The sequence below is a fragment of the Ochrobactrum sp. SFR4 genome, from assembly GCF_019730395.1.
Classification (GTDB): Bacteria; Pseudomonadota; Alphaproteobacteria; order Rhizobiales; family Rhizobiaceae; genus Pseudochrobactrum.
Genome location: NZ_JAAPBB010000003.1, coordinates 47493 through 61372, shown reverse-complemented (window position 1 = coordinate 61372; position 13880 = coordinate 47493). Strand labels below are relative to the sequence as shown.

Below are 13880 nucleotides of genomic sequence, written 5' to 3'. Positions count from 1 at the left end.
CATCCCTTCTGCAAATATTCAAGTCTATCAGCTTTTTGATAACCCTGAACGCCTGCACCAATATGATCAATCTGCACTACACCAGGCGTAAATTTCTATAATTACGGACAGTACCAATGCAATATAATCTAAATCTGCTTATTGAGCGCTACCCGATTGCAGGGAAATTTACAATCTCGCGCGGCTCCAAAACCGAAGCTGTTATCGTAGTGTGTGAATTGAGTGACGGTATTTACAGCGGTCACGGAGAATGTGTGCCTTATGCCCGTTATGGCGAAAGCATCGAATCAGTCAGCGAACATATCCGCACGATTGAACCTTTGCTGAAACAAGGCGGGTCGGCAGAAAGCCTGCGTCTGAAACTGCAATCAGCCATGCCTGCCGGTGCCGCACGCAATGCCGTGGACTGCGCCTTGTGGGATTTGCAGGCAAAACAGTCCGGCACGACAGTTGCTGCCTTGCTCAATATTACACCACGCCCGCTGATTACTGCGATCACTGTCTCCGTTGATACGCCGGAAGCTATGGCGGCAGCCACCGCCAAACTGGCACATCATCCGCTGATTAAAGTGAAAATCGGCGGCGAGAATGATGCCGCGCGCATTCGTGCCGTGCGCGAAGCCGCACCAAAAGCGCAAATCATTCTGGATGCCAATGAAGGCTGGAATGCGGATAATTTTGCCGAAAATATCAATGTGGCCGCAGAATGCGGAATTGCTTTGATTGAGCAGCCGCTACCGTCTTCTGATGACAGCTATCTGTTACAGGCCAGCCGCCCTGTGCCGGTTTGCGCCGATGAAAGCGCCCACACATCCGAAGGTCTGGAAAAGCTGACAGACCGCTATGACGCGGTGAATATCAAGCTGGATAAGACCGGCGGCCTGACTGAAGCACTGGTCATGCGAGACAAGGCCCGTTCTCTTGGCCTGCAAGTGATGGTCGGCTGTATGGTCGGTTCGTCTCTCGCCATGGCACCTGCCCTGATGGTGGCTCAGGATGCGGATTTCGTCGACCTCGACGGACCGCTCTTGCTGGCGCGTGACCGTGAACCGGCATTGCATTATGACGGGACAACTGTCTCCCCGCCTCTGCCTGAATTGTGGGGTTAACCGGATTTCGGTTAAGCGCGATTTCACTCCGACTGAGACATAATCGCGCTCCCCTTTCGGCTACAGGCCGCAAAAGCGTATTTTTTGATTTTTACAGCGCCGAATGAGCAGTCTGTGATTTGTAACTTGCCCGAATATCCCATATACGACCTTATTCCTACAAAATGGCACGCTTGTCCGAAGCGCCTCCCTTTGAGACAAATGCGCCAGAGTGTTTTTGGTTAATGTAGTTTGGGCAGACCATTGCGGGAAAAGAAATAAGTCCGGCGGACTGATTTTCCCGCACAAGCGGATCCCGCTTTTGCTTAACTGCTTAGCTGTCACGGGGATGACTACCCCAATCGTCTGACTGGACAAGAATTATATGACAAAAAAATCATCCAACGACACGAATAACACCGGCACCGCACAGGTATCCGGCACAGACAGAAAATTCTCGGATTTTGAAGAAGCGGCGCTTTTTTATCATCGCTCACCAAAGCCGGGTAAACTGGAAATCCAGCCAACAAAAACACTGGGTAACCAGCGCGATCTGGCACTGGCCTATTCCCCGGGTGTTGCAGCTCCTTGTCTTGCTATTCAGGATGATCCGGCACTGGCTGCCGATTATACTGCCCGCGCCAATCTGGTTGCGGTTATTTCCAACGGTACAGCCGTTCTCGGTCTCGGCAATATCGGCCCGCTGGCTTCCAAGCCGGTGATGGAAGGTAAAGCCGTACTATTCAAGAAATTTGCCGATATTGATGTTTTCGACATTGAAATCGACTCGCTCAAAGTCGAGCGTATGGTTGATGTGATTTCCGCGCTGGAACCAACCTTCGGCGGCATCAATCTGGAAGATATCAAAGCGCCGGAATGTTTCGAAGTTGAAGAACAGCTCCGCGCTAAAATGAACATTCCTGTTTTCCATGACGATCAGCACGGCACAGCTATTATCGTAGCCGCAGCCGTCATGAATGGTCTGGAACTGGCCGGCAAAGATATCACCAAAGCCAAAATTGCTGTTTCCGGTGCCGGTGCGGCAGCACTTGCCTGCCTCAACCTGCTGGTCAGCCTTGGCGCACAGCACAAGAATATCTGGGTCAGCGATCTGGAAGGCGTTGTCTATAAAGGCCGTAACGAGCTGATGGACCGCTGGAAAGAGGTCTATGCTCAGGATACCGATGCACGCACACTGAATGACATTATTGCGGATGCGGATGTCTTCCTCGGCGTATCTGCTGCAGGTGTTCTGAAGCCGGAAATGGTTGCCAAAATGGCGCCTACCCCGCTGATTATGGCTCTGGCCAATCCGAAGCCGGAAATCATGCCGGAAGAAGCCCGTGCTGTGCGTGAAGATGCAATCATCTGCACAGGCCGTTCGGACTATCCGAACCAGGTGAACAATGTTCTCTGCTTCCCGTATATTTTCCGCGGTGCGCTGGATGTCGGTGCAACAGCCATTAATGAAGAAATGAAAATGGCTGCGGTGAAAGCGATTGCTGCTCTCGCCCGCGAAGAAGTATCCGATGTGGCAGCCCGTGCCTATTCCGGTGACACACCGGTTTTTGGTGCCAATTATCTGATTCCGTCGCCGTTTGATCCGCGTCTGATCCTGCGTATTGCCCCGGCAGTGGCAGAAGCTGCTATGGAAACCGGTGTGGCAACCCGCCCGATCACCGATATGGAAGCCTATATCGACCGCCTCAACCGCTTCGTGTTCCGCTCCGGCCTGATTATGAAGCCGGTCTTTGCCGCTGCACGCCGCTCCGCAGACAAAAAACGCGTTATCTATGCCAATGGTGAAGAAGAACGCGTACTGCGTGCCGCTCAGGTTGTACTGGAAGAAGGCATTGCACAGCCGATCCTGATCGGCCGTCCGAATGTTATCGAAACCCGTCTGCAACGCTATGCGCTTAAAATCAAACCGGGTGTTGATTTTGAGATCATCAATCCGGAAGATGATCCGCGTTACCGTGACTATGTTGATCTGATGCATAAGCTGACCGGCCGTCAGGGTATGACACCGGAAGCCGCCCGTTCCATCGTGCGCACCAACCCGACGGTAATTGCTGCTCTGGCCATGATGCGCAATGAAGCGGATGCGATGATCTGTGGTCTCGAAGGCCGTTTTGAACGCCACCTGACGCTGGTTAAGCAGATTCTCGGTATTCAGACCGGTCTGCATGATCTTTCAACGCTCAGCCTGCTGATCTCCTCACGTGGTACGCTGTTCTTCACAGATACTTACGTAAATGTTGATCCGAGCGCCGAAGAAATCGCGGAAATGACCATTCTGGCGGCCAAGGAAATCCGTCGTTTCGGTATTGAGCCAAAGGCTGCCCTGCTGTCGCATTCGAACTTCGGTTCACGCGATTCAAAAAGCGCTGCCAAAATGCGCGAAGCCTGCGCCATTCTGCAGGAACGCGCACCGGAGCTGGAAGTGGACGGTGAAATGCATGGTGACGCGGCTCTGTCGCAGTTCCAGCGTGACCGCGTATTCCCGAATTCCCGACTGAAGGGCGAAGCCAATCTGCTGGTCTTCCCTAATCTGGATGCCGCGAATATCACCATGAATGTGCTGAAAACTGTAACCGATGCCCTGCATGTGGGCCCGATCCTGCTGGGTGCAGCCCGTCCTGCGCATATTCTCACACCGTCAGTTACATCGCGCGGTATTGTCAATATGACAGCATTGGCCGTTGTTGAGGCTTCACAACGCACGACAGCCTGATTTCAGAGCGTATCCCGACTGGAAATGCTCTAATCTAAAATAATTAAACGCCGCATCGTTTCAAAAAATGATGCGGCGTTTTTTGTTGATGTAAAAATCTCAATCTGAGGCATCAATAAAGTACTAAAAATTACAATTATTATTATAAATCAATAATTTACATGTCATTTACCATCAATATTCATACTCTTCACATCGGTAGTTCAGATCATTTGAGCGGAGTATTTCATGTTTTCATCAATCCATTTCAAAATACCAATATTTCAATTTTCACCATTTAAAGCCGTCGTGGCTGCAGCCACACTCTTACTTGCAAGCAGCCCTGCAATTTCACAGAACCTGTCCGATAGTCGTATATGCCGTGCCTACGAACAGGACTTACGTAATATTGATTATCATACCAGCCTGAATGCGCAGCAAGCCAAACGCTATCAACAACTGAGCCAAATGCAGCGGCAGGCCAACAGTGATGCCAGACGTTACTCCTGTAATCCGGGGCCTTTCAGCAATGGCTCCGCTTCAGAGGAATGCAGTTATATACGTGCATCCCAGCACCGTATCGAATCTGCATTGCAACAGATTGCCCGCGCAGCAGCCACACCACAGCAGAGACATCTGCGGCAGGCAATCTATACAGATATGCGTCGCTATAATTGCCGCAGCCCGCAAGAGCTTGAACGGCTGATGAAAGAAAACCGCGCTGCCACCACAACACGTAAGCGCATTAAACAGACCTATAAAAAGCCCAAAACTGTCAGGCAGGCCGCATTGCAGCAGCCAGCCGCCTTCGTGCCTGCGGAAAGCATAAGCAGTGCTACTGATCTGATACCGGTCAAGGCAACCGCCAGTGTCGGCAAGTCACCATTCTCCATTCCGGCAGCCCCTGTGATGAAACATACAAAAGCGGCGGAGAAATCCCCGCCGCCTGTTCACGAAGCTGTTGATTATGTGCCGGATCCGGCGATCAGGCGCGTCGGGCCAACGTATGTTCCCGCCCAATAAGTGGTAAGAGATCAGCTAATTCAGGACCGGAGGCGACACCGGTCAATGCCAGTCGCAAAGGCATAAACAAAGTTTTGCCTTTGCGGCCGGTTGCGGCCTTCACAGCTTCTGTCCAGACTTTCCAGACATCGCTGCCCCATGGTTCTTCAGGCAGAAGATCAAAAGCCTGTGCGATGAAATCCTTGTCTTCATCAGCTATCACCTCGCTGAAAGGCTCAGTGCGGTTGACGACTTCCCACCACTGCGTAGCATCTTTAACATGATCAATATTACCACGGACAGCCGCCCAGAAGGCTTCAGCCTTATCACCGGAAACACCGATCTCTGCCAGACGTGACGCCACATCGGCAAATTCCAGATGATGGATCAAAGCGCGGTTAAGACCGGTCAGATCAGCCGGATCAAATTTGGCATTGGATTTCGACGCATGGGACGGCTCGTAGCGTGCCGCCAGTTCTTCCATTGTCGCTACCGGCTCAACATTATCCGATGTACCGGTCAGCACCGCCAGCGAGGCAACCGCCATAGGCTCGACACCGGCTTCGCGTAAAGATCCGACAGACAAAGCACCGGAGCGCTTGGACAGACCTTCCCCGCTTGTTGTTGTCAGCAGATTGTGATGACCGAAGACCGGCACCACATCGCTCAGTGCGCGGAAAATTGCAATCTGCGCACCGGTATTGGTCACATGGTCGTCGCCACGGATAATATGGGTAATGCCCATATCAATATCATCCACCACCGATGGCAGTGTATAGAGATAGGTGCCGTCTTCACGCACCAGTACCGGATCAGACATGGAAGCCAGATCAACAGTCTGCGGGCCGCGCACCAGATCATCCCAATGCACTTCTGTACGCTCGGTTTCAAACGGCGTTGCTTTGAAATTCGGCAGCAGGAAACGCCAATGCGGCTTACGGCCTTCAGCTTCAAAAGCCGCCTTCTGTTCATCTGTCAGTTTCAGCGCATCGCGGCCATAGACCGGCGGCAGACGGCGGGTCAGGCGCAATTTACGGCGCAGTTCCAGCTCTTCTGCTGTTTCATAACAGGCATAGAGCAGACCGGCTGCTTTCAACTTTTCAACGGCAGCATCATAAACTGCAAAGCGCTTGGACTGATATTCGACACGGGATGGTTTAATACCCAGCCAATCAATATCACGGGCAATCGCTTCCGCATATTCTGATCGAGAGCGTTCCACATCCGTATCGTCGTAACGCAGGATGAATTGCCCCTTATTCTTCAGCGCAAATAACCAGTTATAAAGCGCCGGACGGGCATTGCCGATATGGATATAGCCGGTCGGCGACGGTGCAAAACGAACGATTACAGTCATAGTTTTCTTCTTCTGGGTTATTTTAATGCCGGTCGCGGAAGCGATTGGTTATCGGATAACGGCGGTCGCGGCCAAAATTCTTGGTGGTAATCTTTACACCCGGAGCGGATTGCCGGCGCTTATATTCGGCGATGTACAGCAGATGCTCCACACGCTCAACCACAGCACGGTCATAACCCTCGGCAACAATCTCATCCACGCTGCGTTCATGCTCGACCAGCGCCTCCAGAACCGCGTCCAGCACCGGATATGGCGGCAGGGAGTCCTGATCGGTCTGATTATCGCGTAGTTCCGCACTCGGTGCCTTGTCGATGATATTTTGCGGCACGACCACGCCTTCAGGTCCCATACCACCTTCCGGCAGATGATGGTTGCGCCAGTCAGCCAGCGCATAGACCTGCATTTTGTAGAGATCTTTGATCGGGTTGAAACCGCCATTCATATCGCCGTAAAGCGTGGCATAGCCGACAGCCATTTCCGACTTATTACCGGTGGTTACAACCATCGAGCCAAACTTGTTGGAGATCGCCATCAGAATAACGCCACGGGCACGGCTTTGCAGATTTTCTTCCGTCACGCCGCTCTCAGTGCCGGCGAACATCGGCGCAAGTACATTGAGAAAGCCCTCAACAGGTTCTGCAATCGGCACAATATCATAACGACAGCCAAGCGCCTCGGCACAATCTTTCGCATCTTTCAACGACATTTCAGATGTGTAGCGATAAGGCAGCATCACCGTGTGCACACGGTCCTTACCCAGAGCATCCACAGCCAGCGCCGCGCAGATCGCTGAGTCCAAGCCGCCGGACAGACCAAGCACGACGCTTTTGAAGCCGTTCTTGTTCACATAATCACGCAGGCCATGCATACAGGCAAGATAGTCTGCCTCTTCACCTTCCGGCACCCAGTTGCGGTCGCCGTCAGCACAAGACCAGCCGTCCGTTCCGCGTGTCCAGTCGGTCAATGACACCAGCTCTTCAAACTGCGGCAGTTGCACGGCCAGATGATGATTAGCATTGATAACAAATGAACCGCCATCGAACAGCAACTCATCCTGCCCGCCGGTCTGGTTGGCATAGACCAATGGCAGACCGGTTTCGACAACCTGACGTACAGCTATCTGATGGCGCACTTCCATCTTGGAGCGGTGATAAGGCGAACCATTCGGCACCAGCAGAATTTCCGCACCGCTCTCCGCCAGTGTTTCACACACGCCGAGTTCGCCCCAGATATCTTCGCAAACCGGAATACCTAAGCGCACACCACGAAAATTGACCGGACCCGGCATAGCGCCTGCCTGAAAATTGCGTTGTTCGTCAAATTCACCATAATTCGGCAAGTCAACTTTGAAACGTTCGGCAATGACCTTACCGCCATCCAGCACCATCACCGCATTATGCAGACCGGTGTCGCGCTGCAAAGGCGTGCCGATAATCACACCAGGGCCACCGTCAACGGTTTCCAGCGCAAAGGCCTGCACTGTCTTTTCGCAGGCTTTGACAAAAGCAGGCTTGGAAACCAGATCTTCCGGCGGATAGCCGCAGATGAACAATTCGGTAAACAGAATCAGGTCAGCCTGCGCATCAGCCGCAGTTTTGCGGGCTGCGCGCGCCTTGGCAAGATTGCCCTGAAGATCGCCCATAACCGGATTCAGCTGGGCGATTGCGATACGTAATTTATCGGGAGATGTGGTCTGTGTGCTCATAGCACAAGCATTACCGCGACTGCCTTTTTCTTGCAATGAGAAACGGGCGCAGATCAGTGAATACAGGCACGGTTATTCAATTTACAATATCATAAATAAGGCAATGAAAGCGCTCAGGCTTTTGCCTGTTCATAGGTTTTGAACAGATCTGTTACGAGAACTCCGTTTATCCGCATTCCCGTCAAATCAGCATTCTTAATATCTGCATTTGCCAATGTAACGCCATCAATCACCAAATGAGAGAGATTGGCATCGGTGATTGAGGTTCCGGACAAATTGACATTGTTAAAACATGCACCGGCAAGATTAACATCATCAAAAACCGCACTGCTTAAATTCGTATCAGTGAACTTTGCATTCGTCAGAACCGCATGAAACTGAGCATTTGCAAGGTTCACACCGTGAAAATCAGCACCGGTCATATCAGCCCGCTCATAGCGGATATTCTGCATCTGAGGTCCGTTAAATACATCTTCACTCATTTTCTCTTCTCCGGTAGTGCCTCATATTCGCAACAAATTTGCGAATATGAGGCCTCTGCTTATCTTTGAGCACTAAGTAAATGCTTCCAGATTGTGCCCTTAAAGAAGCGATTAAACAAAATAAAATATGCAATAATCAGCCCAAAGCATAGCAACGCGGGCCATCCATTAAGCTGAAATCCATTTTCAGTTATGCCACCGGAAACTAATGCTACAGCATAACCAATCACCCAAAACGCAGTGAAAAAATCTAAAATTGCAGCCGTCACAATCCTCCACGTGGCAGGTTGTTTGCGCGTTTCTAATTCATTCATGTAAGCCCCCACATTTTCCCAGAATAAACGTCTCATAAAACTCTGACACGCTCCAACATATCGCGATTTAAGCAGAGAAAACCAGCGACTGTACATGCGGCCAGAGATGATAAATCCAGACAGCAGCACACATGATTAAAGCGATCAGCACGGCAAGAGAACCGCAGTCCTTGGCAATCTGAATATCTTTTTTAAAATCGCGGCTGATAGCATTACAGGCGGCCTCCACGGAAGTGTTGATGATTTCCACCAGCAGCAGAAACAGCACTGCACCAACCAGCAGTAAATAAGCTGCCATATCCGCTGCCACGAACCACGCCACAGGCAGGGAAACAAGCAGCAGAACCAGCTCCTGCTGTACCGGCTTTTCATGGCGTGCCAGATGGTTCAGCGCCCGCATAGAATTGATAAATGCTTTAAAGATGCGTTCCATATCGCCCCGCAAAACCGGAAATCATAAAAATACGGGCGGGAAACCAAGCCCCGCCCGTATAGTTTTAATTATTTAAAATCAGGCATTTGCCGCAATTTTCTGAGGTTGAGAATCACGATCTTTCTTCAGAAGTTCCGCCACGAGGAATGCCAGTTCCAGAGCCTGATCCGCATTGAGGCGCGGGTCGCAATGGGTGTGGTAACGGTCGGACAGGTCTTCTGCAGAAATGGCACGTGCACCACCGGTGCATTCGGTCACATTCTTACCGGTCATTTCGATATGAATACCACCGGCATGGGTGCCTTCGGCCTGATGCACTGCAAAGAAGCTCTGAACTTCTTTCAGAATACGGTCAAACGGACGGGTCTTATAACCCGCAGCAGTAATCGTATTGCCATGCATCGGATCGCAGGACCAGACAACCTTACGGCCTTCCTTCTCGACCGCACGGATCAGGCGCGGCAGATGATCTTCCACTTTGTCATAGCCAAAACGGGCAATCAGTGTCAGACGACCGGCTTCATTTTCCGGATTCAAACGGTCAATGAGACGCAGCAGATCATCAGCTTCCAGCGACGGTCCGCATTTCATACCGATCGGGTTCTTGATGCCACGGCAATATTCAATATGCGCATGGTCAAGCTGACGGGTACGGTCACCGATCCACATCATGTGGCCGGATGTGCCATACCAGTCACCCGAGGTCGAATCCACACGGGTCAGCGCTTCTTCATAGCCAAGCAGCAGAGCTTCGTGGCTGGTGTAGAAATCGGTTTCACGCAGCGCATGATTGCTGTCTGCGGTAATGCCGATAGAGCGCATGAAATTGATGGTCTCGGAAATACGGTTGGCAACGGCAACATAACGCTCGTTCTGCGGGCTATCCGAAACAAAGCCGAGCGTCCATTTATGCACATTTTCCAGATTGGCATAGCCGCCCTGCGCGAAAGCACGCAACAGATTGAGCGTTGCCGCAGACTGGCGGTAAACCATTTCCTGACGGTTCGGATCAGGAATGCGCGATGCTTCATTGAACTCGATACCGTTGATTACATCACCACGGTAAGAAGGCAGTTCCACACCATTCACGGTTTCCATGTCGCTTGAGCGCGGCTTGGCAAACTGGCCGGCAATACGGCCAATTTTAACAACAGGCTGTGATCCGCCGAAAGTCAGCACAACAGCCATCTGCAAAAATACGCGGAAAAAGTCGCGGATATTGTCCGCGCCATGTTCCGCAAAGCTTTCTGCACAATCGCCACCCTGTAAAAGGAAGGCGCGACCTTCAGCCACTTCGGCCAGTTGCCTGGTAAGCTTGCGCGCTTCCCCTGCAAAAACCAAAGGCGGATATGTACGCAGACGAGCCTCGACATCGGCCAAAGCCTGCGCGTCCGGATAAGAAGGCACTTGCTTAATCGGCATGCCTCTCCAGGATTGCGGTGTCCAGTTCTTCGTCATTATAGCACCTGTAATATATTCTGATTTTATTTAGAGTTATCCCCTGCTGCACCGCACCATTGCAGCAACAGCCTTGCGTATATAGTCCACCGGAAGGCAATGTACCAGCCGCAATTAAGCCGGCGGGCTCCTGCCTTGTCATTTTTGCCAAGATTTAAGTTACATCTTGTAATTTTATGACGAAATCAGCCCATACTCACAAATTTGATTTACGCATTTTCCACACGCAAAACCGGTTCCACTGTTGCTGGAAATGCTTTTAAAACCGGCGATTTACACCGCCGGTCTGTCACTCTGTCTCATTTTCAATGCGAATAATCAGCTCTGACGCTGCCCCTTCACCAGCCTGTAGCTTGGTGTGTACATGGTCACGAACTCTTCCGCAGCGGAAGGATGCAGCGCCATTGTGCGGTCAAAATCATCTTTTGTCGCTGCTGCTTTCAAGGCAATACCAAGCAGCTGCGCCATTTCACCGGCATCCGGCCCGAGTACATGAGCACCCAGCACTTTGCGCGTATCCCCATCGACAACCAGCTTGGTCAGCATTTTCTCATAGCGTCCGGCCAGCGTATTACGCATCGGACGGAAGTGCGCACGATAGATTTCAACATTGGCATATTGCTTCGCTGCCTCTTCCTCCGACATGCCAACAGTGCCGATTTCCGGCTGCGAGAAGACAGCGCTCGGGATCAGCTCATGGTCAGGGCGCATCGGATTGCCCTTAAATGCCGTTTCAAGGAAGCACATAGCCTCATGAATGGCGACAGGCGTCAGCTGAACGCGATTGGTAACATCGCCGACAGCCCAGATATTCTCCACATTGGTATGGGAATATTCATCAACTATGATTGAACCATCTTCAGCCTGCTTCACACCGGCATTTTCAAGGCCAAGCCCCTTGGTATTCGGTACGCGACCGATTGCCTGCAGCACCTGATCAGCGGCCAGCACTTCACCATTGCTCAGTGTAACACTCAGACGATGCTCACCTTCAGCCTCTGCTACCGAGGTAATATTGGCTTCAGTGACAATACGGATGCCTTTTTCAATCATCGCTTCAGTAACCAGCCGGAACAGATCACCGTCAAAACGATGCAAAATCTGCTTACCGCGATAGACCAGCGTGGTTTCAACACCCAGACCGTTGAAAATACCGGCAAATTCTACTGCGATATAACCACCGCCCTGAATAACAATCGACTTTGGCAGCTTAGTCAGATCAAAAACCTGATCGGAATTGATGCAAAGCTCGTGCCCCGGCATGGCATCATCCATAAACGGATGACCACCGGTGGCAATCAGAATGGTTTCCGCAGTAACCGTTTTGCCGCTGCCGGCCAGTTCAATCGTATGGGCATCTTTCAGCACGGCACGATAAGGCAGAATCTCCGTCTTCGCATTGTTCAGCCCCTTGGTATAGAGGCCTTCAAGACGGGTAATTTCGGCTTCTTTATTAGCTACCAGCTTTGACCAGTCAAAACTGGTTTCGCCGACAGTCCAGCCATAGCCCGCAGCATCACTGAAATGTTCTGGAAACTGCGATGCATAGACATAAAGCTTTTTCGGCACGCAGCCGCGGATCACACAAGTGCCGCCCATACGGAACTCTTCTGCCAGCCCGACGCGCTTTCCCATAGCTCCGGCAAGACGCCCTGCCCGAACACCGCCGGAACCGCCGCCGATTACAAACAGGTCATAGTCATAACTGGTCATTTTAGTCTCCGAATTTTTTACGCGTTATCCGAATATGTTACCGGCACAATGGCTTAACAAGAGGAACCGTTACAGAACATTACAGCAGTTAAACTTACAACTGAATCGCTAAAACCATCGTAACTCATTGTTTTTACGCATCATCCCAAACAAAGGCGCTGCACAGCGTTGCTGGAAATGCTGTAAAGCCACAAGCCCGGCTTGCCAAATAATATGCAATAAAAAAGCCCGGCACTCGGACCGGGCTTTTTCTGTCATTGAGACTGAATTACTCAGCAGCAGCCGGAGCCGCACTGCCGGCAGCTTTCGCCAGCACTTCGCCAACCTGCATGGCCAGATCACGGGCAACGCCGTTCTGCCAGACTTCAGCAGCCTTCAGCACTTCACGGGTAACAATCGGACCTTCAGAAATCAGCTTTTTACCGGCTTCGGATGTATAGAAGCTGCTGATGGATTTCAGTTCATCTTCACTGAAAGAATTTGCATAGGCACGGGCAGCTTCAGTTTCCAGATCGGAGCGGCGGGCAGCCAATGCGATTGCCTTATCATCAACGGTTTTGGTGATGATTGCTTCAAGATTCGGGTCTTTCTGGATCAGCTCGGCCTTCAGAGCCTGTGCTGCACGTGGCAGAATGCCGTCAAACTGTTCGGTAGCGCCGATTGCAGCAATTGCAGCACGCGCGGCTGCCAGATGAGACTGTGACGCCTCCTGAGCCTGCGCGAGATTGACACCAGCCAGTACTGTAAGCGCCGCCAGCGGCGCAATAAGACGGCGATAGCCCGTTGCCTTGGTCATATGGTCAATACTCCGTTTTTTATTCACTTTACACCGTTCTGTACGGCGTGAAATCTGTTCTTTCCGGCAATAGCCGACAGATATGTATTTAAAATTACGACAATGTACGGATGCCTGATGTGCCTGCAACAATCGCAGCACGTGCAAGCCCGATAAACAAACCATGCTCAACTACGCCCGGAATGGCGAAGAGTGCGTCTGATAATGCTTTTGTATCCGGAATACGGCCAAAAGATGCATCAAGAATATAATGTCCGCCGTCCGTTACGAAAATTTCACCGTCCTTCATGCGAAGATTCAGCGGCGCTTCCAGTCCGAGACCGGCAATAGCCTTTTCAATTGCCAGCTTTGTTGCAGCCAGACCAAAACGGTTCACTTCAACCGGCAGCGGGAAGCGGCCCAGTGTATCCACTACTTTTGATTCGTCAGCAATAACAATCATAGCATCAGATGCGGCAGCGACAATTTTCTCGCGCAATAAAGCGCCGCCGCCGCCCTTAATCAGAGAAAGATCACCATCCAGCTCGTCTGCACCGTCAATGGTGAGATCAAGATGCGGGGTTTCTTCCAGCGTGGTCAGCGGAACGCCCAGTTCAGTGCACAAAGCAGCAGTACGCTCGGAGGTCGGTACGCCGATGATTTCAAAGCCTTCAGCTACTTTAACAGCCAGCAAACGCACAAATTCTTCAGCTGTTGAGCCGGTACCGATACCAAGCTTCATACCGCTTTTCACATGGGTTAAAGCCTCAGCGGCGGCGGCAATTTTCAACTGACGCGGATCAACCGAACTCATAAATCTGCTTCCCGTATTTTCATTTG

At 51.5% G+C, this 13880-nt stretch carries 12 protein-coding genes; 3 read left to right on the top strand and 9 right to left on the bottom strand.

The window, feature by feature from the left end:
• The first annotated feature begins 116 nt into the window (after positions 1-116).
• The 3 genes from dgcA to HBA93_RS04430 all read left to right on the top strand — a co-directional run bounded on the left by dgcA (position 117) and on the right by HBA93_RS04430 (position 4824).
• Positions 117-1109: an N-acetyl-D-Glu racemase DgcA gene (gene dgcA, locus HBA93_RS04440; RefSeq protein ID WP_121992700.1), complete on the top strand. Its 993-nt coding sequence runs from the start codon at positions 117-119 to the stop codon at positions 1107-1109.
• A 364-nt stretch (positions 1110-1473) separates the two neighbouring features.
• On the top strand, positions 1474-3822 hold the full coding sequence (locus HBA93_RS04435) for an NADP-dependent malic enzyme (protein WP_121992701.1): 2349 nt from the start codon (positions 1474-1476) through the stop codon (positions 3820-3822).
• Between the two features lie 228 nt (positions 3823-4050).
• Positions 4051-4824 carry a hypothetical protein gene (locus HBA93_RS04430; protein ID WP_121992702.1) on the top strand — a complete coding sequence of 258 codons (774 nt, stop codon included), beginning with the start codon at positions 4051-4053 and terminating at the stop codon, positions 4822-4824.
• Here the strand turns inward: HBA93_RS04430 and gltX are convergent.
• The 9 genes from gltX to rpiA form a co-directional block, all read right to left on the bottom strand.
• A complete protein-coding gene (gene gltX / locus HBA93_RS04425; RefSeq protein ID WP_221722468.1) occupies positions 4787-6160 on the bottom strand; it encodes a glutamate--tRNA ligase in 1374 nt (457 codons plus the stop codon). The two genes, HBA93_RS04430 and gltX, sit on opposite strands and share 38 nt — an antisense overlap.
• Before the next feature lie 22 nt (positions 6161-6182).
• Entirely contained in the window at positions 6183-7865 is a 1683-nt protein-coding gene (locus tag HBA93_RS04420) for an NAD+ synthase (RefSeq protein WP_221722467.1), read from the bottom strand.
• A gap of 113 nt (positions 7866-7978) precedes the next feature.
• Positions 7979-8347 carry a pentapeptide repeat-containing protein gene (locus HBA93_RS04415; RefSeq protein ID WP_221722466.1) on the bottom strand — a complete coding sequence of 123 codons (369 nt, stop codon included), beginning with the start codon at positions 8345-8347 and terminating at the stop codon, positions 7979-7981.
• A 59-nt stretch (positions 8348-8406) separates the two neighbouring features.
• Positions 8407-8661 carry a hypothetical protein gene (locus tag HBA93_RS04410; RefSeq protein WP_122094214.1) on the bottom strand — a complete coding sequence of 85 codons (255 nt, stop codon included), beginning with the start codon at positions 8659-8661 and terminating at the stop codon, positions 8407-8409.
• A gap of 67 nt (positions 8662-8728) precedes the next feature.
• Positions 8729-9094, bottom strand: a complete 366-nt coding sequence (locus HBA93_RS04405) for a diacylglycerol kinase (protein ID WP_221722465.1) — start codon at positions 9092-9094, stop codon at positions 8729-8731.
• A 78-nt stretch (positions 9095-9172) separates the two neighbouring features.
• The gene (locus tag HBA93_RS04400) at positions 9173-10552 is read right to left on the bottom strand and encodes a class II 3-deoxy-7-phosphoheptulonate synthase (protein WP_075655519.1); all 1380 of its coding nucleotides are present in this window, start codon (positions 10550-10552) and stop codon (positions 9173-9175) included.
• Between the two features lie 318 nt (positions 10553-10870).
• Positions 10871-12265 (bottom strand): glutathione-disulfide reductase, encoded by a 1395-nt coding sequence (gene gor / locus HBA93_RS04395; RefSeq protein ID WP_221722464.1) that lies wholly within the window; start codon positions 12263-12265, stop codon positions 10871-10873.
• Positions 12266-12533: 268 nt separating this feature from the next.
• Entirely contained in the window at positions 12534-13061 is a 528-nt protein-coding gene (locus tag HBA93_RS04390; protein WP_121992708.1) for a DUF2059 domain-containing protein, read from the bottom strand.
• 94 nt (positions 13062-13155) lie between these two features.
• The gene (gene rpiA / locus HBA93_RS04385) at positions 13156-13854 is read right to left on the bottom strand and encodes a ribose-5-phosphate isomerase RpiA (protein WP_221722463.1); all 699 of its coding nucleotides are present in this window, start codon (positions 13852-13854) and stop codon (positions 13156-13158) included.
• Positions 13855-13880 lie beyond the last annotated feature (26 nt).

What these genes read in the sequence shown, in the direction of transcription:
- HBA93_RS04405 (WP_221722465.1), bottom strand. Translation starts at nt 9,094, where the DNA reads ATGGAACGCATCTTTAAAGCATTTATCAATTCTATGCGGGCGCTGAAC.
- HBA93_RS04415 (WP_221722466.1), bottom strand. Translation starts at nt 8,347, where the DNA reads ATGAGTGAAGATGTATTTAACGGACCTCAGATGCAGAATATCCGCTAT.
- HBA93_RS04435 (WP_121992701.1), top strand. Translation starts at nt 1,474, where the DNA reads ATGACAAAAAAATCATCCAACGACACGAATAACACCGGCACCGCACAG.
- HBA93_RS04390 (WP_121992708.1), bottom strand. Translation starts at nt 13,061, where the DNA reads ATGACCAAGGCAACGGGCTATCGCCGTCTTATTGCGCCGCTGGCGGCG.
- HBA93_RS04400 (WP_075655519.1), bottom strand. Translation starts at nt 10,552, where the DNA reads ATGACGAAGAACTGGACACCGCAATCCTGGAGAGGCATGCCGATTAAG.
- dgcA (WP_121992700.1), top strand. Translation starts at nt 117, where the DNA reads ATGCAATATAATCTAAATCTGCTTATTGAGCGCTACCCGATTGCAGGG.
- gor (WP_221722464.1), bottom strand. Translation starts at nt 12,265, where the DNA reads ATGACCAGTTATGACTATGACCTGTTTGTAATCGGCGGCGGTTCCGGC.
- HBA93_RS04430 (WP_121992702.1), top strand. Translation starts at nt 4,051, where the DNA reads ATGTTTTCATCAATCCATTTCAAAATACCAATATTTCAATTTTCACCA.
- rpiA (WP_221722463.1), bottom strand. Translation starts at nt 13,854, where the DNA reads ATGAGTTCGGTTGATCCGCGTCAGTTGAAAATTGCCGCCGCCGCTGAG.
- gltX (WP_221722468.1), bottom strand. Translation starts at nt 6,160, where the DNA reads ATGACTGTAATCGTTCGTTTTGCACCGTCGCCGACCGGCTATATCCAT.
- HBA93_RS04410 (WP_122094214.1), bottom strand. Translation starts at nt 8,661, where the DNA reads ATGAATGAATTAGAAACGCGCAAACAACCTGCCACGTGGAGGATTGTG.
- HBA93_RS04420 (WP_221722467.1), bottom strand. Translation starts at nt 7,865, where the DNA reads ATGAGCACACAGACCACATCTCCCGATAAATTACGTATCGCAATCGCC.